Origin of the sequence: Pseudomonas veronii (assembly GCF_002028325.1) — a bacterium.
Taxonomy (GTDB): domain Bacteria; phylum Pseudomonadota; class Gammaproteobacteria; order Pseudomonadales; family Pseudomonadaceae; genus Aquipseudomonas; species Aquipseudomonas veronii.
The window spans coordinates 1,684,287-1,707,032 of the sequence record NZ_CP018420.1 but is presented as its reverse complement, the minus strand read 5'-3'; the positions used below and the strand labels follow the sequence as shown (position 1 = coordinate 1,707,032).

Genomic DNA, 22,746 nt, shown 5'->3' with positions numbered 1-22,746 from the left:
CAGATTGGAGTTATCCCATCTTACGTAGAACGTAGACACGCCATACGCTGGAGCCAGGAATGAACTCCTGGTGATTCAGGACCTGGAACCCTGCCTGGCAGAACTCCTCCTCCACTGGCGTCCGGGAGGCAACCGACACGATCACGGTGTCGCGGCTGACCCGATGAAACTCCTGCAGCAGCGCTTGGCGCCCTTCGCTGCTGGGCACGTGGCGAAACAATTCCAGACAGAAAATGCAATCTACCGCGTTCGCCGACAAGCCGATGGAAAACGCCGAGCCCTGAAAGGTCTTGACCCGCTTGAGCAGCGCCGCCGGGTGATGGGTGCGGGCATGGTCGAGCATGTCCTGGGAGTTATCCGAGGCGAGGATGACCCGGTTGACGTGTTCGGCCAACACCGGCCAGAACCGCCCCGAACCGCAGGCCAGGTCGAGGATCAGACCGGGCTCGCCGGCCACCTTGAGGGCATTGCGCACCAGCCGCCCGTCACGCCACGCCGCCAGACGCTGACGCAGCCCAGGCGGGCGCGTATCGCCGCAGACCCTGGCGTGCTCACGGTCACAGCGTTCGGCGTATTCAATCTCGATGGACGAAAGTGGTGGTGACAACATCACGGGCTCATGTGAGTGGAACGGTAGTGAATGACCTTGATTCGCAGCTTAACCAGTGCAACGTGAAAAAAAGGTCGAAAAAACCACCACCGTCAATCCGTTCACGCCGAGTGCAGATACCAGCGCCAGTCCTGCTCGCCCACCTCGCCCATGAACTGCCGATATTCAGCCCGTTTCACCGCCAGGTACACGCCGAGAAACTCACTGCCGAACGCCTCCCGTGCCCAGCTGGAGTCTTCCAGGGCGCGCAGGGTGGTGAGCCAATCGGTGGGCAGCAACGCGTTGGCCTGGGCGTAGCCGTTGCCTTCCACCGGAGCGCCGGGGTCAAGTCGTTCGCGGATGCCGCGGTGGATACCGGCGAGGATCGCCGCCGCCGCCAGATAAGGGTTGGCGTCGGCGCCGCAGAGGCGGTGTTCGATGTGCCGCGACGGCGCCGGACCACCCGGCACACGCAGGCTGACAGTGCGGTTGTCGACGCCCCAGGTGGCGGCCAGCGGCGCATAGCTGTTGGTCTGGAAGCGGCGATAGGAGTTGGCGTTGGGGCAGAACATCAGCAGCGAATCGAGCAAGGTGCTGAGCATGCCGCCCACCGCCTGGCGCAGCAGCGGCGTGCCGTCGGCGGCCTCGCTGGCGAACAGGTTATGGCCTTCGGCGTCCGCCAGGCTGACGTGCATGTGCATGCCGGTGCCGGCCAGGTCGTCGAACGGTTTGGCCATGAAGCACGCCGTCATCCCGTGCTTGTGCGCCACGCCTTTGACCAGGCGTTTGTAGCGCACCGCTTCGTCCATCGCTTGCAGGGCATCGGTGCGGTGTTCGAGGGTGATTTCGACCTGGCCCGGCGCGTATTCGGAAATTGCCGTGCGCGCCGGGATGCCTTGCAGTTTGCAGGCGCTGTAAAGGTCGGCGAGAAACGGCTCGATCTGCTCCAGCTCGCGCAGGCCATAGACCTGGGTCGCACGCGGGCGGCCGCCGTCCATGTCGCGCGCCGGTTGCGGGCGGCCGTTGTGGTCGGGTTTCTGGTCGAGCAGGTAGAACTCCAGTTCCGCCGCCATCACCGGGTAATAACCATCGGCCTTGAGCCCGTCGATCACCCTGGCCAGCACGTGCCGGGGGTCGGCCACGGTGGCGGGCAAGCCTTCGGTGGGGTGCATGCTGACTTGCACCGCCGCCGTCGGAATCAGCCGCCATGGCATGCGCTGCAAACTGCCGCTGATCGGGTACGCACGGCAGTCGATATCGCCCACCTCCCACACCAGCCCGGAGTTTTCCACGTCATCGCCATGGATGGTCAGGCCAAGGATCGTGCTGGGCAGCGGGCGGCCGCTTTCATACACCGCCAGCAGTTCGTCGCGATGCAGCAACTTGCCGCGCGGCACGCCATTGTTGTCGAGGATAAACAGCTCGAACATCTCGATGTCCGGGTTCTGCTCAAGGAAAGAGCGGGCTTCGTGCAGGCTGGCAAAAACACTCATGGCAATTCTCATACGTTTGCGTCAGGCAGGCGCACAGGCGCCGCCGGGCGGATGCGCGCAGGTGCGCGTCATCCATCGGGTAGATCAACGTAGGAGAGAGGTATCTGGTGGGCGCGCATGTCGACAGTGGAACAGGGCCCAGAAAGCCAGCGCGGAGGGCAACGCCTCGACATCCGCCGGACCGCTCGGCGCGACGACGCCAGGCAGTGTCTCGGGGTAAGTGTCGGGGTAACCGTCCATGGGCGAATCACCGTGAGGGAGATGCCCGGCAGCGTCACACGCCGGGTCAGGGGCGTCAATTCAGGGTTGACGGAGTTTGGTTGCACGTTGGCTAAACATTCGCCGTCCTTGCCACCCCGCCATCTTGCTGGAAATAATGGCCGCCCGATCATGCCCAAGGACTCGACCGCATGAAAGCTCCTTTAGCCCTGTGTGTATTGGTGAGTCTGGCGACACCCGCCTTCGCGGACACGCCCCCCTCGCGCCTGGACAACGTGCTCGACAGCGGCACGCTCACCGTCTGCACCACCGGCGACTACAAGCCCTACACCTTCCTGCGTGCCGATGGCCGCTACGAAGGCATCGATATCGCCATGGCCGAGTCCCTGGCCAAGAGCCTCAACGCCAAGATCGCCTGGGTGCCCACCACCTGGAAAAGCCTGATGCCGGACTTCCTCGCGCACCGCTGCGACATCGCCGTGGGCGGTATTTCGGTGTCGCTGGAACGCCAGAAAAAAGCCTTCTTCAGCCAGTCCCTCGGCGTCGACGGCAAGATCCCGCTGGTGCGCTGCGCCGATGTGCAGCGTTACCAGAGCGTCGAGCAGATCAACCAGCCGCAGGTGCGGGTGATCGAGCCGGCGGGCGGCACCAACGAAGTGTTCGCCCGGGCACACCTGGGCCAGGCGCAGATACGCCTGCACGACAACGTGACCATCTTCGACGAACTGCTGGCGGGCAAGGCCGATGTGATGATCACCGACGCCAGCGAGGCGCGCTTCCAGCAGAAACTCAAGCCGGGGCTGTGCGCGGTCAACCCGCAGCGGCAGATGCAATACAGCGAGAAAGCCTTCCTGCTGCCCCGCGACGATGTGGCCTGGAAAAGTTACGTCGACCAGTGGTTGCACCTGAGCGTGGCCACCGGGGTGTACGACGGCATCGTCAATCAATGGCTGGCGGCGCCCTGAGCTGCAGCCGTCTAAGCTGTGCTCACATCCATAAGAACGAGGCACGGATAATGAAGCGACTGCTCCGATTCAGCTGGCTGCTGCTGTTGGGTTTCAGCCAGGTACACGCCGCCACCTTGCCGGAGGAGGACGCCCAGGCGGCCAAGGCTCTGCTGGGGAAAGCCTTGGCCTACTACCAGAGCAATGGCGACAAGGCCTTCGCCGCCTTCAGCCGCCAGGGCGAGTTCGTCGACCATGACCGCTATGTGTTCGTGGTCGACACCCAGGGCGTGTTGCTGGCCAGCGGCGGGCCCTCCTCCGCCTTGATCGGCCGCGATGTGTCCGAAGTGCTCGGGGCGGATTTGCGCCAGTCGTTCAAGGACGCGCTCAAGGCACCGGAAGGCCAGGGCATCCAGCAGGCCGACTACCGCTGGCAGAACTGGAACGACGGCAAGATCGAACACAAGCATGTGTTTTATCAACGTGTCGGCGAACGCATCCTCGCGGTGGGCTATTACCTGCCACGGGCCACGCCGGAACAGGCGCGAGCGCTGCGGGACCAGGCCGTCAAGGCGCTGGTCAAGGATGAAGCCGGCACGCTGAAGGCGATCAACTCATTGCAGGGCGGTTTCCTGCAGGACGATCTCTACGTGTTCGTGGTCGACCTCGATACCCGGCGCTATGTCGCCCATGGCACCAACCTGCGGCTGATCAACACCGACTTCAGCAAGATCAAGGACCCCGACGGCAAGCCGGTGGGCGCACCGATCCTCAAGTTGATGGCGGAGCAGGATCAGGGTGAGTACACGTACCGTTGGAAAAACCCGGTGACCGGCAAGGTCGAGAACAAGCATGCTTATTTGCGCAAAACCGGGCATTTCATGGTGGCGGTCGGTTATTACAGCCCTTGAATTGCACAGGCGGTCAAACCGCTGGGAGCGGGCCAGCCCGCTCGCACATTTGGGTGTCCAGCCGGCCCGTCAGCGGGCCTTGTCTTCACGGCCGCGCAGCATGCGATCGGGCATCGCAATCGCCGCCGCCAACCCCAGCAACGACACCGCCGCACTGACCATCAGCAAATGCCGGAACGTCACCGCCAGTTCTCCGCGCAGGGCATCCTGCGCCGGGCCTGGGGCGGCGTTCAGGCCGTCGAGCAAAACGCTGCCGGAACCGCCCTCGACCACCAGCGCGCCGCGGGCCAGGTGGGCAAAGCTGAAGTCCTGCAACAGCGCCAGCAACAACGCCGACATGCACGCCACCCCGACCGCCCCGCCCAGGGAACGGAACAGGTTGGTGGTGCTGGTGGCAACGCCGATATCGTGCTGTTCCACCGAGTTCTGCGTGCCCACCAGCGAGGTCGGGAACTGCATGCCGGCAGCGATGCCGCACAACAGCATGAACATCGCCGTCAGCCCCATCGCCTGCGGCGCACTGTAGGCCATGCCGAGAATCGCCAAGGGGCTCAACACGGCGCCGCTGAGGATCAGTGGTTTATAGCGCCCGGTCACCGAGGTCATGCGCCCGGCAAAGTAGGCGCCCATCGGCAAGCCCATCGCCAGTGGCAGCAGGTGCAGCGCGGCACTGTCGGCGCCGGAACCGGTCACGGTCTGAAAGCGCAAAGGCATCAGCACCGTCAGGGAAATCGCCTGGAAACTGGTGAAAAACATCGTACACCAGCACAGCACCGCGCTGCGGTTGGCGAACAGGTGCATCGGCAACAACGGTTCCCGCGCACGCCGCTCATGCCAGACAAATATGCTCAGCGCCACCAGCGCGCAGGCCAGCAACGCTAGCACCGAGTCATTGCGCCAATCATGGCCCTGGCCGATCTCGGTGATGCCCAGCAGCAAGGCGCTCAAGCCGATGATCAGCAGCACGGTACCGAGGTAATCGATGATCGGCTTGCGTTGCGGCAACGGCAGCCCGACCAGGCTGCGATGGGCCACGTACCAGGCGCCGGCGCCCAACGGCAGGTTGATCAAAAACACCCAGCGCCAGGACAGGTACTCGGTCATATAACCGCCCAGCACCGGCCCGGCCACGCTGGCCACCGCGTACATGCCGCTGAAATAGCCCTGGTAACGCCCGCGCTCGCGCGGCGGGATGATGTCGCCGATGATCGCCTGGCTCACCGAAATCATCCCGCCGGCGCCGATGCCCTGGAGCACCCGCGCCAGCACCAGTTGCTCCATGCTTTGCGCCATGCCACAGAACAGCGACGCCAGGGTGAACAGGCCCATGCCGATCAGCATCATCGGCCGCCGCCCGTACAGGTCGCCGAGCTTGCCGTAGATCGGCACCGCCACTGTCATCGCCACCATATAGCCGGAGATCACCCAGGCCAGCAGGTTGACGTCGTGGAACTGCGCGGAAATGGCCGGCATGGACACGGCGACAATGGTCTGGTCCAAGGCACCGAGGAAGATCGCCATCATCAACGAGACGAGGATGCTGCGCACGGCAGGTACGGCTGGAGTAGGCTGATTGAGCTGAGTCACGGTAAACCTTCGAGCAAGGCCCGCAGGAAAAGGCGACCTGCGGGCATGCTCGATACGATAGCAGGCTATTCGATAGCTTCGTAAGGAAGCCCGACGTAATTTTCCGCGATGGTGGTGCGACCGGCGTGCGAGTGGATGAAGTACGCCAGTTCGCTCTCGGCAATGCGCTGGCTGAACCCGTCCGCTTCGGGAAACTGATGCAGCATCGACGTCATCCACCAGGAAAACCGCTCAGCCTTCCACACGCGTCGCAGGCAGATTTCCGAATACTTCTCCAGCAACTCCACGCGCCCCTCGCGGTAGACCTTGAGCAAGATGCGAAACAGCGTGCTCACGTCGCTCGCCGCCAGGTTCAAGCCCTTGGCCCCGGTGGGTGGGACGATGTGCGCCGCATCCCCCAGCAGAAACAAACGCCCGTACTGCATCGGCTCGACCACGAAGCTGCGCAGCGGCGCGATGCTTTTTTCGATCGACGGCCCGGTCACCAACTGCTCGGCCAACTGGCTTGGCAGGCGCGTTTTCAGTTCAGCCCAGAAACGCTGGTCCGACCACTCATCGACCGACTCCTCGACGGGTACTTGCAGGTAGTAACGGCTGCGCGTCGGCGAACGCATGCTGCACAAGGCAAACCCACGCGCATGCTTGGCGTACACCAGTTCAGGATGGACCGGCGGCGTGTCGGCCAGGATGCCCAGCCAGCCGAAGGGATACACCCGCTCGAAGACCTTCAGCGACTCGGCCGGGATCGATTGCCGGGCGACACCGTGAAAACCGTCGCAACCGGCCACGTAATCACACTCCAGGCGATAGGCTTCGCCTTCATGTTCGAACGTCAGCCAGGGTTGATCAGTTTTGAGCCCGTGGGGTTGCACCTCACGCGCGTTATACAAGGTGACGCCACCGGTGGCGGCGCGTGCGGCCATCAGGTCGCGGGTCACTTCGGTCTGGCCGTAGACCATCACCGATTGACCGCCGGTGAGCGCCTTGAGGTCGATGTGAGTCAGTTGGCCATTAAGCGCCAGTTCGAAGCCATCATGGACCAGGCCTTCCGCGTCCATGCGCTGGCTGACGCCGGCCTCGCGCAACAGGTCGACCATGCCTTGCTCCAACACCCCGGCACGGATGCGCCCCAGCACGTAATCGGCGCTCTGGCGCTCTAGAATCAGGGTTTGGATACCGGCCTGCTGCAACAGTTGGCCGAGCAACAGTCCCGAAGGACCGGCGCCGATGATGGCGACTTGAGTTTTCAGCGTTTTCATTATTTTTATGGCCCGAAAAATTCACCCGAACGGATAAGGTGAAAGAGTTGTCATTGGTCTTGTTGCTGACATTTTTCACTTGAGTGGGCGCTATAAGAAGGTGAAAACTGCGCCAAAGCCTGCGCTTTTTGCCAATCGGGGCGATTACCGAACCACTTGCCTGAGTATCGGATTGAAACTATGACCAAAACTGCCAGTTCCGCGATTCCGGTGTTCAAGCTGTACGGGGAAAACCAGCAATGGCCGACGCCGGATTTGTTGCACTGCGAAACGATTTCCCGACGCAGCCGGGACTACCAGTGGGAAATCCAGCCCCACCGGCACGCGGATCTGTGCCAGTTGCTGTACGTCCACCAAGGTCAGGCGCAACTGGAAATCGAAGGCCAGCGCACCACCCTCAACGAAGCGACCTTGCAGGTGCTGCCGCCGCTGTGTGTGCACGGATTCCGGTTTGCGGAAGATGTCGAAGGCTACGTGCTGACCCTGGCGGCACCGCTGGTCAGCCACCTGCAAGCGCAGCTGGGCGCAACGGTGGACGGCCTGCAGGTGCTGGGCAGTTACCCGGCGGGCAAGGACAGCGACTATCTCAACAACCTGTTCGCCCGCCTGCAGGACGAATACGCCGATGAGCAGCCGGCCCGGGACATGCTGATGCACGCTCTGGTCAGCGTGCTGCTGGTGTGGATCAGCCGCCAGGCCATCCAGCGCCGCCACCCGCGGGCACCGCGTGGGCGCGAGTATTTCCGGCGCTTTACCCAATTGGTCGAACAGCAGTATCGCGAACACCCGAAGATTGAAGACCTGGCCCACAAGCTGGGTATCTCGGTCTCACACCTGAACGGCACATGTCGGGAATTGGGTGGGCAACCCGCGCTACAGATCATGCACGACCGCCAATTGCTGGAAGCCAAGCGCCTGCTGACCTACACCAGCATGACCATCAATGAAATGTCGGAGGTATTGGGCTTTTCCGACCCGACCAACTTCTCGCGGCTATTCCGCCGCCGGGTCGGGTTTTCGCCCAAGGCATTTCGCGAACGACTCAAGGCCGAAACACCCGAGGATTAAACGCGGGATCGTCCTTGGTTGGCCATTAGCGCAACGCGCTGAAACTGCCGGTGCGCGGAATGCATTGATCCTGATGGCAGCTGATCGCAAAGCTCGGCTGCATGCGGGTCTGCTCGACGCGATAGGCGGCGGTGCCGTACAGCGCGCTGACCAAGGCGCAAAGGATGAAAATTTTCAGGTACTTTCTGGTTTTGACGGTCATGGCACAGACCTCTGAAGGACCTACTCGGTGCTGTTTAAAGCATAGGTCAGCCAGGGCGAGTTGCCATTATTGGACGCCATTCAACATCTGTATGTCGGGTCACAGGCCCCGGTCCCACTCCGGCGTTTCCGGAAACCTCAGCACCAGGAAATCCAGGAGGCTACGCAGCGCCGACGGCATGTGTTTGCGCGACGCGTACACCGCGTAGATGTTCATCTGCCGCGGTTCGGCCGCGGGCAACAGGCGCACCAGTTCGCCACGGCGGATGTGCTCGCCGGCCTGATAACTGGGCAACATCGCCACCCCCGCCCCGGCGAGCGTCACGCGTAACAGCGTGCTGGCTTCGTTGGCGGTGATATTGCCGTGGACCGGCACCGAAACATGTTCGCCGCCTTCCTCGAAATGCCACAGGCTTTTGCCGAAGTACGAGTGGGTCAGGCAGTTGTGCCGCGCCAGGTCTTCGACCTTTTGCGGCGCCGGATGCTCAAGCAGGTAGGCCGGGGTCGCGCACACCACCGAGCGACAGACCGTCAGGCGCCGCGCGATCAGGTTGGGGTCCAGGTCGTTGCTGGTGCGGATGGCCAGGTCGATGCGCTCATCCACCAGGTTGACCGTGCGATCGAGCATCTGCAGGTCGACCGTCACCAAGGGGTAGCGCCTGACGTATTCGGCGATGGCCTCGGCCAACTGCGCCTGGCCGAACGAGGTGCTGACACTCAGGCGCAGCAGGCCACGGGGCGCGTCATCCGGTTCGCTGACGGCGGCCTGCATGTCGCCGCACAGTTCCAGCAATTGCCGGCAACGTGGCAGGGTTTCCCCGCCGGCAGCCGTCAGGCTGAGTTTGCGCGTGGTGCGATGCAGCAAGCGCGCGCCGACCCAGTCTTCCAGCTCGGCCAGGTAGCGCGAGACCACCGGGCGCGACAGGTCCAGATGGTCGGCGGCGGCGGACTGGCTGCCCAGATCCACCACCGTCACAAACACGCGCATTGCTTGAAGACGATCCATGATCTGCCCGATTTTAGAAACAAACTATGTCCCAGCATCGCATTTTTTGTGGTGTTTGGTGCAACTAAGCTCTGTGCATCCCTTACCGATTGCCGGAGTTGCCCGATGTTGTCCACCCTCAAGCGCCTGACCCTGGCGACCGCCGCCCTGGCCTTCGCCGTCCAGGCGGCCGCTGCCGAGCTGACCCTCGACGTGTACAACCCCGGCGAGGCCGCGATCTTCCCGGTCAGTTCGGTGCTGGTCAGCGGCGCGAAAGACGCGATCCTGGTCGACGCGCAGTTCGGCAAAAGCCAGGCCGAACACCTGGTGCAGAAGATCCGCGCCAGCGGCAAACACCTGACGACCATCTACATCAGCCACGGCGACCCGGACTACTACTTCGGCCTCGACACCCTGACCGCCGCATTCCCCGACGCCAAGGTGCTGGCCCCGCAAGCGGTGGTCGACCACATCAACGCCACCGTCGCCGGCAAACTGGCGTTCTGGGGCCCGAAAATGGGCGCCGACAAGCCAGCCAAAACCATCGTGCCGCAGGTGCTCGACGGCCACCGCCTGACGCTTGAAGGGCAACCGCTGGAAGTGATCGGCCTCGACGGCCCGCAGCCGGATCGCAGCTTTGTATGGGTGCCGTCGATCAAGGCCGTGGTCGGCGGTGTGGTCGTCGCCGACAACATCCACCTGTGGATGGCCGATACTCAGAGCGCGCAGTCCCATAAAGACTGGCTGGCCACCCTGCAACGCATCGCCGAACTGCAGCCGCGCACGGTGGTTCCGGGGCATTTCCTCGGCAACCCGTCGCTGCAATCCGTGGCCTTTACCGCCGACTACATCCAGGCCTTTGACGAAGAAACCGCCAAGGCCAAGGACTCCGCCGCCCTGATCGCGGCGATGAAAAAGCGTTACCCGACCCTCGCCGACGAAAGTTCGCTGGAACTGAGCGCCAAAGTCGCCAAGGGCGAAATGAAGTGGTGAAGCGTTTCAAACCTTAACCGTACTGGAGAATGTCATGAGCAAGATCGCAATCATTGGGGCCACCGGCCGCGCCGGTAGCCAACTGCTGGAAGAAGCGCTGCGACGCGGGCACAGCGTCACCGCCATCGCGCGCAACACTGACAAGCTCGCCGTGCGTCCTGGCGTCAGCGTCAAACAGGTCGATGCGCTGGATGCCGAGGCCTTGCAACAGGCCATCAGCGGCGGCGATGTGGTGATCAGCGCGGCGCATTTCGCCACCCTGCCCGCCAGCGCGGTGATCGGCCCGGTGAAAAAAGCCGGGGTCAAACGCCTGCTGGTGGTGGGCGGCGCGGGTTCGCTGCTGCTGCCGGGCGGCACTCGGGTGATCGACAGCGAGGGTTTCCCAGAGGCGTACAAGGCTGAAGCCAGTGCCGGCGCGACGTTCCTCGAGGCGTTGCGTCAGGAGCAGGAACTGGATTGGACCTTCCTGTCGCCATCGGCCGAATTCGTTGAAACCGAGCGCACCGGCACCTTCCGCCTGGGCCAGGATGATTTGCTGGTGAGCCGCGAAGGCCGCAGCTGGATCAGCTTCGCCGACTTCGCCATCGCGATGATCGATGAAGTGGAAACACCGAAGCATTCGCGCCAGCGTTTCACCGTCGGTTACTGAGCCGACACGATCCACCTGTGGGAGCTGGCTTGCCGGTTCCCACAGGTGGATCTTCAGCGTTACGCCTGTTGCGCCTGGTTGACCAACCACTCCATCAACGCGTCAAGCCCGGCGGACGGCTTTGTCCCCGGCGGATACACCAGGTAATAGCCCATCCCCGTCGGCACCCGCAATTCAAACGGCGTCACCAAGCGCCCCGCGCTCACGTCCTCGCCAATCAACGCGCTGTCGCCAATCGCCACGCCTGAACCCTGGGACGCCACTGTCATGGCCAGATCCAGCGTCTCGAAATGATGGCCCTGGCTCACATTGCTCAAGCGCGTCTTCGCCGCTTTCAGCCATAACGCCCAGTCCCGCTCGTCCCGCGTGGGGTGCAGCAGCACCTGTTGCTGCAGGTCTGCTGGCGTATTCAGCGCGCCCAGCAAGGCCGGCGCGCACACCGGGGTGAGGTGTTCGTCGAACAGATGCCGAGCCTCGGCCGACTGTTCGGCGCTGGGCGCATAGATCACCGCGGCATCGAATTGCTCGCGACGAAAGTCCACGGTGTAGGCCACGGTCGTGGTCAGCTCCACCGGCACATCCGGGCGCTCCCGCTGCCATTGCATCAAGCGCGGCAGCAGCCAGCGCATCACGCAGGTGGAAGCCTTGAGCTGCAGGGTGTCGCGGCGGCGGCCGATCTGCTCCAGCGCGTCACCGATCAGGCCGAAGACCTGCTGCACCCGCAGCGACCACTCGCGACCTTCTTCGGTCAGGCTCAGGCCCCGCGCCTGGCGCTGGAACAAGGCATAGCCCAAATGGCTTTCCAGCCCGGCGATCTGCCGGCTCACCGCGCCTTGGGTGATGTGCAACTGCGCGGCAGCGTGGGTGAAGTTGCAGCACTGGGCGGTGACCCAAAACGTGTGCAGCGCGGGCAGCGGCGGGAGGCGTTTCATAGGGCAAGCAGCCATGACGTGAGGACATGGCTAGTATGACTTTTTATCGATTGTTGCCGCTACCGGCCAGCCGGTCCAATACCGCCTCACCTCAACCTGAGAGCGACATGTATGGCGACCTGCGGCGAAGTATTGGTCAAGCTCCTGGAAAGCTACGGCGTGGACCAGGTGTTTGGTATTCCTGGCGTCCACACCGTGGAGTTGTATCGCGGCCTGGCGCGCTCGAACATCCGCCACGTCACCCCGCGCCACGAACAGGGCGCGGGTTTTATGGCCGATGGCTATGCGCGCACCAGCGGCAAGCCCGGCGTGTGTTTGATCATCACCGGCCCCGGCATGACCAACATCACCACGGCCATGGGCCAGGCCTATGCCGACTCGATCCCGATGCTGGTGATCTCCAGCGTGCAGGCGCGCAGCCAGCTGGGCGGCGGGCGCGGCAAGTTGCATGAGCTGCCGAACCAAAGCGCGCTGGTCGCCGGCGTGGCGGCGTTCTCCCACACCGTGATGTCGGCAGCAGAATTGCCCGGCGTGCTGGCGCGAGCGTTTGCGCTGTTCCAGGCAGGGCGCCCGCGCCCGGTACACATCGAAATCCCGCTGGATGTGCTGGTGGAAAACGCCGATGCGTTGCTCGGCACCTCCCCCATCAGCGTGGCGCGTGCCGGTGCGGCGCCGGCGGCGGTCGCGCAGATGAGCCAACGGCTCGCCGCCGCCCAACGCCCGCTGATCCTGGCCGGCGGCGGCGCCATCGAGGCCGCCGCGGCGTTGACCCGCCTGGCCGAAACCCTCGGCGCCCCCGTGGCGCTGACCATCAACGCCAAAGGCCTGCTGCCCGCGGCCCACCCGCTGCTGATCGGCTCGACCCAGTCCCTGCTCGCCACCCGCGCCCTGGTCGCCGAAGCCGATGTGGTGCTGGCGATCGGCACAGAGCTGGCGGAGACCGACTACGACGTGACCTTCGCCGGCGGTTTCGAGATTCCCGGCGCACTGCTGCGCATCGATATCGACCCCGACCAGACCGTGCGCAATTACCCGCCCGAGCTGGCCTTGGTGGCTGACGCGCAAATCGCCGCCGACGCCTTGCTCGCCGAGCTCCAGCGCCAACCGCTGGCGCCTCGCCACAGTGCCTGGGGCGCCCAGCGCGTCGCCCGCCTGTGGGCCGAATTGACGCCGACCTGGGACGCCGCCACCCGCGCGCAAACCCGCATGCTCCACACCGTGCTGGAGGAACTGCCCGGCGCGGTGCTGGTGGGCGACTCCACGCAGCCGGTGTACAGCGGCAACCTGACCCTGAACCTTGACCACCCGCGCCGCTGGTTCAACGCGTCCACCGGCTACGGCACCCTGGGCTACGCCCTGCCCGCGGCCATCGGTGCCTGGTTGGGGCGTGGCGATGGCCAGCCGGTGGTGTGCCTGATCGGCGACGGCGGGCTGCAATTCACCCTGCCGGAACTGGCCAGCGCCGTGGAGGCGCGCACGCCGATCATCGTGCTGCTGTGGAATAACCAGGGCTACGAGGAGATCAAGAAGTACATGGTCAACCGGGCCATCGAACCGGTCGGCGTCGACATTTACACGCCGGACTTCATCGGCGTGGCCACGGCCCTCGGTTGCGCTGCCGAACGCATCCAGGGCCTGGACGCACTGCGCGTGGCCTTGCGTGCCGCCGCGGATCGCCAGGGGCCGACGCTGATTGAAATCGACCAGGAACGTTGGATGCAGGAGGTAGCGGTATGAGTGCGGTCGTAAACGGTGTGTATATCAATGGTACGTGGCGTGCGGGCCATGACGTGTTGGACGTGATCAACCCGGCCACCGAGGAAATACTCGCCCAGGTCAGCGTCGGCGATGCCCGCGCCGTGACCCAGGCGGTCGACGCCGCCAGCGCGGCGTGTGTCGGCTGGTCGCAGAGCACCGGCCGCGAGCGCGGCGCCCTGCTGCGCAAAGTGGCTCAAGGCGTGAGCGAGCAGCGCGAGCCGTTGATGCGTGTACAGTCGCGCAACAGCGGCAAACCGTTGTTCGAAGCGGGAATCGATGTGGACGACGTCATCGCCACCTTCGAGTACTACGCCGGTCTCGCCGAGGCGCTGGACGCCGAGCAAGACCGCGCGGTGGCGCTGCCCACTGATGCCTTCAGCGCCCGCCTGCGCCGCGAACCCTGCGGCGTGGTGGGGCTGATCGTGCCGTGGAATTTCCCCATGGTCACCACCGCCTGGAAACTCGCCCCGGCGCTGGCCGCCGGCTGTTGCGTGGTGCTCAAACCGTCGGAAGTGACGCCGCTGGCGGAGTTGCAACTGGCGCAGATCATCGCCGCGGCCGGCTTCCCGGCGGGGGTGTTCAACCTGGTCTGCGGCACCGGCTTGGCCGTGGGCGCCCCGCTGGCGGCGGACCCTCGCGTGGCGAAGATTTCCTTCACCGGCAGCAATGCGGTGGGCGTGCAGGTAATGCAACGCGCCGCCGAAACCGTCAAGGGCGTGAGCCTGGAACTGGGGGGCAAATCCTCGCTGCTGGTGCTGGAAGATGCCGACCTCGACCTGGCGCTTGAGCTGGCCTGTGGAGGTGGCTTTTTCAACGCCGGGCAGATGTGTTCAGCGACCAGTCGTGTGCTGGTGGCGGACAGTCTCGCGGATGAATTCCTACAGCGTTTAACTGCGCGGGCTGAAGGGATTCGCGTCGCCGACCCATTTGCCGACGACGTGGAAATGGGCGCGTTGATCAACCGCGCCCAGTACCAACGGGTGTTGGCGCATATCCAGCGCGGCGTGCAGGACGGTGCCCGCTTGCTGTGCGGCGGTGAGCGCCCGGCGCACTTGGCGAAGGGTTATTTCATTCGCCCCACGCTGTTCACCGACGTGCCGCTGGACAGCGCGTTGTGGCGGCAAGAAATCTTCGGCCCGGTGCTGTGTGTACGACGCTTTACCACGGAGGCCGAGGCCATCGCCCTGGCCAACGACAGCGATTTCGGCCTGGTGGCCAGCGTGGTCAGCCGCAACGACGACGCCGCCGAACGCGTGGCCAATGCCTTGCAGGCCGGCATGGTGTGGATCAACGCGCCGCAGGTGATCTTCCCGCAAACGGCGTGGGGCGGTTACAAGCAAAGCAGCATCGGCCGCGAACTGGGCCCTTGGGGGCTGACGACGTTTCAGGAGATCAAGCATGTAATCCGGTCTAACTGACGACGCAGCCTCCCGATGGAATGTGGACCAATGTGCGGTATTTCAGTTAACTGCATTTTTTAGATAGCCCCTGCGACTTTCTCATTTGCCCCACTCCCCCGCCCGTGGCCTGATTCGCCCTTGTTCACTCAAGGCAGGCCCATGGAAAACGTTCACGCAAAACCCACCACCGCCGTGTGGCTGATGATCAGCGTCGTGCTGGTCGCGCTTAACCTGCGCCCGTCGATGGCCGCCGTAGGGCCGTTGTTAGCGTCGATTCGCGGCGAGGTGCCGTTGAGTTTCAGCAGCGCGGCGCTGCTGACCATGTTGCCGGTCATGGCCATGGGCTTGGCGATGTTTTTCGGCATGGGCCTGGCCAAGCGCTTCGGTGAACATCGCAGCATTGCGGTGTCGCTGCTGGTGATCGGCGTGGCGACGCTGTCGCGGTTGTTGCTCGATTCGGCGCTGGAGTTGATCGTCAGCGCCATCGCTGCGGGGGTCGGCATCGCGATGATCCAGGCGGTGATGCCGGCGCTGATCAAGTCGCGCTTCAGCGCTGACGTTTCATTGTTCATGGGCTTGTACGTCACGGCGATCATGGGCGGCGCGGCGCTGGCGGCGTCGTTCTCCCCGTTCGTGCTGGTGCAGACCGGTAGCTGGCGCATCGGCCTGGCGATCTGGGCGGGGCTGGCCGTGCTCGCCCTGGTGTGCTGGTCCGCCCAGCGTGCGGCGCTGCCGGTTCTGCCCCAGGCAGGTTCTGACAAGCAGGAAGGATTTTTCGGCAACGGCCGCGCCTGGTTGCTGGCGATCTTTTTTGGCCTCGGTACAGCCTCCTACACCTGCGTACTGGCGTGGCTGGCGCCGTACTACGTAGAACAAGGCTGGAGCGAACAGCATGCCGGTTTGCTCCTGGGTTTCCTCACCGCGATGGAAGTCATCTCGGGCCTGGTCACCCCCGCCCTCGCCAACCGCCGCCGGGATAAACGCGGAGTGTTGGCCGTGTTGCTGGTGCTGATCATCCTCGGGTTCTGCGGCCTGATCCTCGCGCCCCAACACCTGAGCCTGCTGTGGCCCTGCCTGCTCGGCCTGGGCATCGGCGGCCTGTTCCCGATGAGTTTGATCCTGTCCCTCGACCACCTCGACCACCCGCGCCGCGCCGGTAGCCTGACGGCGTTCGTGCAAGGCATCGGTTACCTGATTGCCGGCCTGTCGCCGCTGATCGCCGGGATGATCCGCGATCAGTTGGGCAGTTTCGAATGGGCATGGTGGTCGCTGGCGGCGGTGATCGGGGTGATGCTGCTGATCGTCACGCGCTTCAATCCGAAGCATTACGCAGACCACATCCGCTGACGTCGTGTTGCAAACACTTTTTGTCCCACGCACAACACTGAAACACCCTACAGAGCTTTCTATTGGCACTCCCGTTCCGTTAAGCTTTTGCCCTTGTCGCGCGCTGCCACAGTGCCAAGGCTTACCGGATGGAATGGATGCTAAACAGTAACTTGCTCAGAAAGCTCGATATGCAGGATTTGATGGTGTTTATCGCCGTCTACGACCAGAGCAGCGTTACCGAGGTGTCAGAAACGCTGTTCGTCAGCCAGTCGACCGTGAGCTACAGCCTGAAGAAGCTGCGCACCAGCTTCGAGGATGAGCTGTTCATCAACACGCGGGCGGGTATGCGTCCGACGTACAAGGCCAGCACCATGTACGGCCATGTGCAGAAAATCCTCGAAAGCATCAACCTGTGCCACGCCGGTGGCCAAGCTTTTGACCCCAGCCAGAAAGCCGTGACCTTCAACGTGTGCGCCCCGGAGTATTTCGAGCAACTGATCCTGCCGCGCCTGTTGAAACACTTCGACCGCGCGAACCTGCCGGTGATCGTCAATGTGCGCAAGCTGGAAACCGAGATCCCTGCCGACGACCTGCGCGAAGGCCGCCTCGACCTGGTGATTTGCTTTGGCCCGCACTTTCACCGCGCGCATAAAGACTTCAAGACCCAGATGTTGCTGGAAGATGATCTGGTGTGTGTCTTCGACAAGCGTGCGGCGCCCCGCGAGGCGGCGTTCAGCCTGCAGTCGTTCGTCGAGCGGCGCCACGTGTTTCCCACGCCGTGGACCTCCGACACCAACATGGTCGACGGCTGGCTGGCGCGTCAGGCCCACAAGCGCCAGGTGGTCGCACGGGCCAACAGCTATGGCGCGGCGTTGAAGATGATCACCGGCACCGACTTCATCGTGACCCTGCCCCGCCGCGTCCACAAACTGCTGGCCCCGGCGTCGGTGTTCGGCCACTGCGAGGCGCCCCACGGGTTGCCGGGGTTCACCCTGGATATGCAGTGGAACGAAACCAGTGAACAGGACAGCGCCAATACCTGGTTCAGGGAGCAGGTGGTCAAAGTCTGCGCTGAACAGGGATTACTCTGACCTTACGCATCGACGGTTGTGGTGGATGGAAGCGCTTAGCCGATCGCGACCTTACTGTAGGAATCGCGATCGATATCCAGCAATTCGACACTCAGTTGCACCTGCACACCTTCCGGCCATGGCCCAAGTTCCTGCACCACGGCCAGCAGGCTTTCCGACAGCTGCTTCTTGACCTGCGCCGAGCGTCCACTGAGCAACGCCAGGCGCACGGCGACAAAACCCCGCGGGTTCATGCCGGTACCCACGCGAAAACTCTCGACCTTGAGTGAACGGCTCTTGATATCCAGCTCGGCGCCAAACTGACCGGAGGCCACCAATGCATGGTTCAGACGCAACAGGGCCTTGTCGGTGTCCAGTTGCGTCAGGTTGGCGGTGTATTCCAGGTGCAGGTGTGGCATGGGAGTCTCCGAAGTATCGATAGGAAGATTCCTAGATATACCACGGATAAAAGCATCAGACCTTTTTCGCCAGCCCGCGGTCGCTCATGAACGCCTCCAGCCGCGAACGCACCCAGCGCTCGGCCGGATCGGTGTCCACATGGCTGAGCCAGACCATGGACAGATCCAGGGTCGGCGTCTCGAATGGGTAGGGCTCACAAAACAGATTGCCCGACAGCGTCATGGCTTCGGCGGTGTAGTCCGGCAGGCTGGCGATCAGGTCGGTGCCGGCCAGCAGCGCCGGCAGCGCGCTGTATTGCGGCACCGACAGCACCACATGGCGCTTGCGCCCGATTTCCGCCAGCCACTCATCGGCAAACCCGGATACGTTGGCGGTATGGGACACCAGCACATGGGGCCGCGCACAATATTCATCGAGGGTCAGCGGCCGGTCAGACGCGTCGGCGCGCAGCAAGCGCGGGTGGATATGGCGCAGCAACTTGCGCTTGGCATTCGCCGGCAGGCCACGGGTCTGGGTGATGCCGACGGTGATATCACCGGATGCCAGCAGATCGGGAATCCGCCAGTAATCCACATGCTGCACCACGAACACCACCATCGGCGCTTCCTGGCGCAAGGCGCGCAACAACGGCGGCAACAGGCCGAACTCGACGTCATCGGACAGGCCGATCCGGAAGGTCATGGTGCTGACGGACGGGTCGAAATCGTGGGTCAGGCTCAGGGCCGATGAAAGAGAGTCCAGGGCCGGCGACAGGTGCCGGATGATTTCCTCGGCCCGCGCGGTAGGTTCCATGCGGTGGCCGACGCGAATGAACAGCGGATCATTGAACAAGGTGCGTAACCGGTTGAGCGCCGAACTGATGGTCGGCTGGCCGAGAAACAATTTCTCCGCCACCCGCGTCACATTGCGCTCGAGCATCAGTGCCTCGAAGACCACCATCAGGTTGATGTCGGCCTTGCGTAATTCATTGCGATTCATCGGCACCTGCCCTTTCCCCACGACAAGCCGCAGTTTAGAAAGCCCGAGGGGCTGCGTCTATGCGCGCACTGTTCATTGGGCGGCTTTACGACTATATATTCAGCTCTTCACGGTCGCAGGAACACTATCGTGCTGGTTATTCTCGCCGCGGCCTTCCTCCTGGCCGGGTTCTGCATCTGGGTCATCCAGTTTATCGCGCACCCCACCGCCCGCACGTTGTTGCGGGTATTCGTCGGCCTGTGCCTGGCGGCGGTGGTGGCGTACCTGGTATTGGCGTCGGGTTATCCTATTTCGTTGCTGGTCTCATAACGACCCGAGGGGCCGGCGCCTGTTCCTGGCCCTGGCGCAAACGCAGCGCGGCCAACGCCGCGACCACCAGCACCACGGCAATCACCTTCAGGCCATTCATCGCGTTGCCGGTACTCATCTCAATCATGCCCATCACCGACGGCCCGACAAACCCGCCCAACAGCCCGCAGGCATTGACGAAACCCAGCCCGCCCGCCAAGGCGACGCCCTTGAGACGCGAGGCCGGGTAGAGAAACACAATCGACTGCACCACAAAAAACATCACTGCCGACAGACAAAAGCCCAGCAGGCTGAACACCGGCCCCGATACCGACGCGATGCCCAACCCCAGCGCCATGGTCAGCAACCCGGTGATCAACAGGCGCCGCGCGCGGGTGGGTGTGGTCGCAAAACGCGGCAGCCACACTGCGCCCAAGGCGGCGGCGATCCAGGGCAGCGAGGTCAGCAACCCCACGCTCATGGTGCTCAATTCACCGTATTTGCTGATGATGCTCGGCAGGAAAAAGATCACCGTGTAGACCGTGATCTGATGGCAAAAATACACAAAGATCGCCAGCAGGATCTGCGGGGTCAGCCAGTTTTTCAACGCGTGGCCGCCCTCCCCGGCGCCTTCCTCGGTTTCCTGGGCAATGCGCTGTTCGATACCCTGCGCTTCCGCCGCCGTCAGCCACGGCGCCTGGCTCGGGCGGTCCGGCAACTTGCGCCACACCACCCAGGCGAACGCCACCGCCGGCAAGCCTTCGAGCAGGAACATCCACTGCCAGCCATGCCAGCCGAGCAGCCCGTCCAGGCGCATCAACGCTGCGCCCACCGGGCCACCGATGATGTTGGCAAAGCACACGCCGAGCAGGAAATAGCCGGTGGCCCGTGCGCGTTGTTCGCGGTTGAACCAGTAGGTCAGATAGAGCATGACCCCGGGAAACAGGCCCGCTTCGGCGATGCCCAGCAGCAGGCGCAATACGTAGAACGAGGTCTCGCCCTGCACAAACGCCATGGCCGCCGAGATCAGGCCCCAGGTCACCATGATCCGCGCGATCCAGAAGCGCGCGCCGACTTTGTGCATGATCAGGTTGCTGGGGATTTCCGACAGTGCATACGTGAGGAAGAACAAGCCCGCGCCCAGCCCGTAGGCCGCGGCGGAGATGCCCAGGTCGACGTCCAGGTGGTGCTTGGCCAGGGCGATGTTGGTGCGGTCCAGAAAGCTCAGGATGTAGGCGATGATCAACAAGGGCATCAACTTGGCGAACATCAATTTGTTCAGCACCTGCGGTTCGCGGGCCTGGGTGGCGGTAGTCATCGGGCAGTTCCTCCTGGCGCCCCGCCAGCGCGGCTGGGGGGCGCATCAATGTTGTTCTAGGGTTCGAGTTGCACAACCAACGCCTGCGGGCGATGGGAAAACAGTTGCAGCAGCGCGCCGCCCAGGGCGCAGCCGGCCATCACGAAAAAGCACACGGTGTAGCCATGCAGCGTGGTCCAGCCGCCGCCCATCGCGATCAGGCTGCCCATCAACACCGGCGCCAGGCCGCCGCCGATGAACATCGCGGTGGTGATGATGCCGTTGGCCGTGGAGGTGGCCGACGGCTCGGCCGAGTCGCAGGCCACCGCGTAGTAGATCGGCCAGACCGCATTGGCGACCATGCCGAACAGCAACTGCACGACGATGATCAGGGTCAGGGTGCTGGCGAAGTAGAACGCGCCGACACTGGCGGCCATCCACAGCCCGCAGATGATCAGGGTGGTACGGCGGCCGATGATGTCCGACAACGACGGCCACACCAGTTGCCCGAGAATCCCGGTCAGGGTGAACACCACGCTCATCCCCGCCGACTGCGCCAGCGACAGCCCGACGATGTTGTAGAGGTAGGCCGGCAACACGATATTCACGCCCATGTACACCACCTGCGTGAGCAGGGTGTTCCCCGCCGTCAGCGCGATATTGCGGTTGCGCAGGGTGGCGACAAAGGTGCGCCAGGCGTCGCCCTTGATCTGGCTGGCCGGGGCATTGTCCGGTGGCGTCATGCCTTTGGCGGCGATGTCGACGTACAGCGCGGTGATGCGTTCGGCCGTGGAATACCGCGCCCAGAAGATCATCAGCGGCAAGGCCACCACGAAGGCGAAGAAGAACACGTAGCGCCAGTTGTCCTCGCCGAAGGTGCTGATCACAAAGCTGGCGACGATGCCGCTGAGCATCGCGCCGATCGGGTAACCGGTGTGGTGCGCGCCGAGGGCAAAACCGCGGCGTTCCACCGGCCACCATTCGGCGGTGTTGCTCACGCCCACCGGTTCGCCCCAGCCCGCGCCGAGGTTGACCCCGACACGCAGGGCGATAAACGTCGCGAGGTTGCCGCTCAACGCCTTGAACCCGGACAGAAACGAGATCGCCGTGTAGCCCAGCACCAACGGCACCTGGAACCGCGCGCGCTTCCAGCCGCCGCCGTAGCGGTCGCTCCACATCGAACCCGGGATATCCAACAGGGCCAGGGCGAGCATGATCACCGTGGCCACGGTGCCCCACTGATCGGCGGACAAATCGAAATGCTTGGAGATGGTCGGCCCCAGGCGCAACACGATCTCACGGTCGTAGGCGTTGAGAATCCAGATCATCCAGCAAACCAGCAGCGACACCCAGGAATGCCGGTGAATGCTGCGCAGCGACGCTTTTTTTAAAGTAGCCATGGGCCTCTCCAGGCGCGCGAAGGCGCGCACTGACACAAGGTTGCGAAGGAATGTTGCTGATCGAACACACGCGCTAGCTGGCGAACCGTCGCTCGGCTATTCCTTGCACGCCCAACCCGGTAATGGCGAACAGCGCGCCGCGCTGCTGGCCGTCGTGCGGAAAACGCGGCAGCGGCGGCTTGGCCATGGAGGTCACAAACAGGGTGTCGAGGTTCGGCCCGCCGAAGGTCAGGCTGGTGACCTTCTTCACCGGCATTTGGATGACCCGGTCGACGTGGCCATCGGGGGTGTAACGCACCAGCTTCCCGGCATAGACCAGGGCCTGCCACAGGCAACCTTCGGCGTCCACGGTGCAACCGTCCGCGGCGCCGCCACCCGAGGTGTCGACCTTGGCGAAGGTGCGCCGGTTGCTGACATTGCCGCTGGCGAGGTCGTAGTCATAGGCCCAGATCTCGCCCGACCAGGTGTCGCAAAAGTACAAGGTGTCCCCGGACGGGCTCCAGCACGGGCCATTGGAGACGATGATGCCTTCGTCCAGGGTGTGCAGGCGCAGGTCCGGGTCCAGGCGGTAGAGTCTGGCGCTGGCGCGGTCTTCCTGGGTGTCCATGGAACCGAAGACAAAGCGGCCCTGGCGGTCGACCTTGCCGTCGTTGAGACGGTTGTTCGGCAGGTGCGATTCCGGGTCTTCGATCAGCGCCAGTTCGCCACTGGCCAGGTCCAGAGTGTGTACGCCATTCTGCAGGGCGACGATGGCCGCCGCGCCGTTGTGGCGCAGGGCCATGGAGCCGATTTTCTGGCCCACGTCCCAGGCACGCAGTTCGCGGCCATCGTCGGTGCAACGCAGGATGCGGCCGTCGGCGCTGTCGATCCAATACAGCCGCTGTTGTTCGACGTCCCACACCGGGCCTTCGCCCAGGGTGGTCTTGACGTCCACAAGCACTTCGATACGCATGGTGTGATCCCCTTATTGTTGTTG

The 22,746-nt window shown here is 63.7% G+C and carries 22 protein-coding genes; 10 read left to right on the top strand and 12 right to left on the bottom strand.

From position 1 onward, the window contains the following. Positions 1–10: 10 nt before the first annotated feature. Both PverR02_RS07845 and PverR02_RS07840 read right to left on the bottom strand, forming a co-directional pair. Positions 11–610, bottom strand: coding sequence for a class I SAM-dependent methyltransferase (locus PverR02_RS07845; protein WP_079443069.1), 600 nt, complete (start codon positions 608–610; stop codon positions 11–13). Positions 611–711: 101 nt separating this feature from the next. Next, entirely contained in the window at positions 712–2,082 is a 1,371-nt protein-coding gene (locus PverR02_RS07840; protein WP_046384337.1) for a glutamine synthetase family protein, read from the bottom strand. 410 nt (positions 2,083–2,492) lie between these two features. On the opposite strand from PverR02_RS07840, the gene PverR02_RS07835 reads away from it, so the two are divergent. Both PverR02_RS07835 and PverR02_RS07830 read left to right on the top strand, forming a co-directional pair. Further along, a complete protein-coding gene (locus tag PverR02_RS07835) occupies positions 2,493–3,266 on the top strand; it encodes a transporter substrate-binding domain-containing protein (protein WP_079443068.1) in 774 nt (257 codons plus the stop codon). 50 nt (positions 3,267–3,316) lie between these two features. Then, positions 3,317–4,156 carry a cache domain-containing protein gene (locus PverR02_RS07830; protein ID WP_046384339.1) on the top strand — a complete coding sequence of 280 codons (840 nt, stop codon included), beginning with the start codon at positions 3,317–3,319 and terminating at the stop codon, positions 4,154–4,156. A 69-nt stretch (positions 4,157–4,225) separates the two neighbouring features. Here PverR02_RS07830 and PverR02_RS07825 read toward each other — a convergent pair whose 3' ends face one another. Together PverR02_RS07825 and pobA are read right to left on the bottom strand one after the other, a co-directional pair. Then, a complete protein-coding gene (locus PverR02_RS07825; RefSeq protein ID WP_079443067.1) occupies positions 4,226–5,743 on the bottom strand; it encodes an MDR family MFS transporter in 1,518 nt (505 codons plus the stop codon). A gap of 65 nt (positions 5,744–5,808) precedes the next feature. After that, the gene (gene pobA, locus PverR02_RS07820; protein ID WP_169850587.1) at positions 5,809–6,993 is read right to left on the bottom strand and encodes a 4-hydroxybenzoate 3-monooxygenase; all 1,185 of its coding nucleotides are present in this window, start codon (positions 6,991–6,993) and stop codon (positions 5,809–5,811) included. Positions 6,994–7,182: 189 nt separating this feature from the next. On the opposite strand from pobA, the gene PverR02_RS07815 reads away from it, so the two are divergent. Continuing rightward, a complete protein-coding gene (locus PverR02_RS07815) occupies positions 7,183–8,070 on the top strand; it encodes a helix-turn-helix domain-containing protein (RefSeq protein WP_046384341.1) in 888 nt (295 codons plus the stop codon). 25 nt (positions 8,071–8,095) lie between these two features. Here PverR02_RS07815 and PverR02_RS32270 read toward each other — a convergent pair whose 3' ends face one another. Further along, on the bottom strand, positions 8,096–8,272 hold the full coding sequence (locus PverR02_RS32270; RefSeq protein WP_164887019.1) for a hypothetical protein: 177 nt from the start codon (positions 8,270–8,272) through the stop codon (positions 8,096–8,098). A gap of 99 nt (positions 8,273–8,371) precedes the next feature. Further along, entirely contained in the window at positions 8,372–9,277 is a 906-nt protein-coding gene (locus PverR02_RS07810) for a LysR family transcriptional regulator (RefSeq protein ID WP_032804836.1), read from the bottom strand. Between the two features lie 105 nt (positions 9,278–9,382). Between PverR02_RS07810 and PverR02_RS07805 the strand changes: the two genes are divergently transcribed. After that, complete coding sequence (locus tag PverR02_RS07805; protein ID WP_079443066.1) at positions 9,383–10,249, top strand: MBL fold metallo-hydrolase; 867 nt, start codon at positions 9,383–9,385, stop codon at positions 10,247–10,249. A gap of 34 nt (positions 10,250–10,283) precedes the next feature. Beyond that, the gene (locus PverR02_RS07800) at positions 10,284–10,898 is read left to right on the top strand and encodes an NAD(P)-dependent oxidoreductase (RefSeq protein ID WP_079443065.1); all 615 of its coding nucleotides are present in this window, start codon (positions 10,284–10,286) and stop codon (positions 10,896–10,898) included. A 59-nt stretch (positions 10,899–10,957) separates the two neighbouring features. Here PverR02_RS07800 and PverR02_RS07795 read toward each other — a convergent pair whose 3' ends face one another. Next, positions 10,958–11,830 carry a LysR substrate-binding domain-containing protein gene (locus PverR02_RS07795; protein WP_079443064.1) on the bottom strand — a complete coding sequence of 291 codons (873 nt, stop codon included), beginning with the start codon at positions 11,828–11,830 and terminating at the stop codon, positions 10,958–10,960. 111 nt (positions 11,831–11,941) lie between these two features. Here PverR02_RS07795 and PverR02_RS07790 point away from each other — a divergent pair, with 111 nt between their 5' ends. The 4 genes from PverR02_RS07790 (at position 11,942) to PverR02_RS07775 (ending at position 17,408) form a co-directional block, all read left to right on the top strand. Further along, complete coding sequence (locus PverR02_RS07790) at positions 11,942–13,567, top strand: 5-guanidino-2-oxopentanoate decarboxylase (RefSeq protein ID WP_079443063.1); 1,626 nt, start codon at positions 11,942–11,944, stop codon at positions 13,565–13,567. Beyond that, a complete protein-coding gene (locus PverR02_RS07785; RefSeq protein ID WP_079443062.1) occupies positions 13,564–15,006 on the top strand; it encodes an aldehyde dehydrogenase family protein in 1,443 nt (480 codons plus the stop codon). Before PverR02_RS07790 ends, PverR02_RS07785 begins: the two co-directional genes overlap by 4 nt. A gap of 141 nt (positions 15,007–15,147) precedes the next feature. After that, complete coding sequence (locus tag PverR02_RS07780) at positions 15,148–16,335, top strand: cyanate transporter (RefSeq protein ID WP_079443061.1); 1,188 nt, start codon at positions 15,148–15,150, stop codon at positions 16,333–16,335. A 137-nt stretch (positions 16,336–16,472) separates the two neighbouring features. Next, positions 16,473–17,408 (top strand): LysR family transcriptional regulator, encoded by a 936-nt coding sequence (locus tag PverR02_RS07775; protein WP_079444991.1) that lies wholly within the window; start codon positions 16,473–16,475, stop codon positions 17,406–17,408. 35 nt (positions 17,409–17,443) lie between these two features. On the opposite strand, the gene PverR02_RS07770 is transcribed toward PverR02_RS07775, so the two are convergent. Then, entirely contained in the window at positions 17,444–17,806 is a 363-nt protein-coding gene (locus PverR02_RS07770; RefSeq protein ID WP_017848726.1) for a 5-carboxymethyl-2-hydroxymuconate Delta-isomerase, read from the bottom strand. Between the two features lie 55 nt (positions 17,807–17,861). After that, positions 17,862–18,785, bottom strand: a complete 924-nt coding sequence (locus tag PverR02_RS07765; protein ID WP_046384347.1) for a LysR substrate-binding domain-containing protein — start codon at positions 18,783–18,785, stop codon at positions 17,862–17,864. A 129-nt stretch (positions 18,786–18,914) separates the two neighbouring features. On the opposite strand from PverR02_RS07765, the gene PverR02_RS07760 reads away from it, so the two are divergent. Then, entirely contained in the window at positions 18,915–19,094 is a 180-nt protein-coding gene (locus tag PverR02_RS07760; protein ID WP_017848724.1) for a hypothetical protein, read from the top strand. Here the strand turns inward: PverR02_RS07760 and PverR02_RS07755 are convergent. The 3 genes from PverR02_RS07755 to PverR02_RS07745 all read right to left on the bottom strand — a co-directional run bounded on the left by PverR02_RS07755 (position 19,072) and on the right by PverR02_RS07745 (position 22,722). Then, a complete protein-coding gene (locus PverR02_RS07755; protein ID WP_057004985.1) occupies positions 19,072–20,391 on the bottom strand; it encodes an MFS transporter in 1,320 nt (439 codons plus the stop codon). The genes PverR02_RS07760 and PverR02_RS07755 overlap by 23 nt on opposite strands. Positions 20,392–20,447: 56 nt before the next feature. Further along, on the bottom strand, positions 20,448–21,770 hold the full coding sequence (locus tag PverR02_RS07750) for an MFS transporter (protein ID WP_079443060.1): 1,323 nt from the start codon (positions 21,768–21,770) through the stop codon (positions 20,448–20,450). Positions 21,771–21,843: 73 nt separating this feature from the next. Continuing rightward, positions 21,844–22,722: an SMP-30/gluconolactonase/LRE family protein gene (locus tag PverR02_RS07745; RefSeq protein WP_079443059.1), complete on the bottom strand. Its 879-nt coding sequence runs from the start codon at positions 22,720–22,722 to the stop codon at positions 21,844–21,846. Between the last annotated feature and the right edge of the window lie 24 nt (positions 22,723–22,746).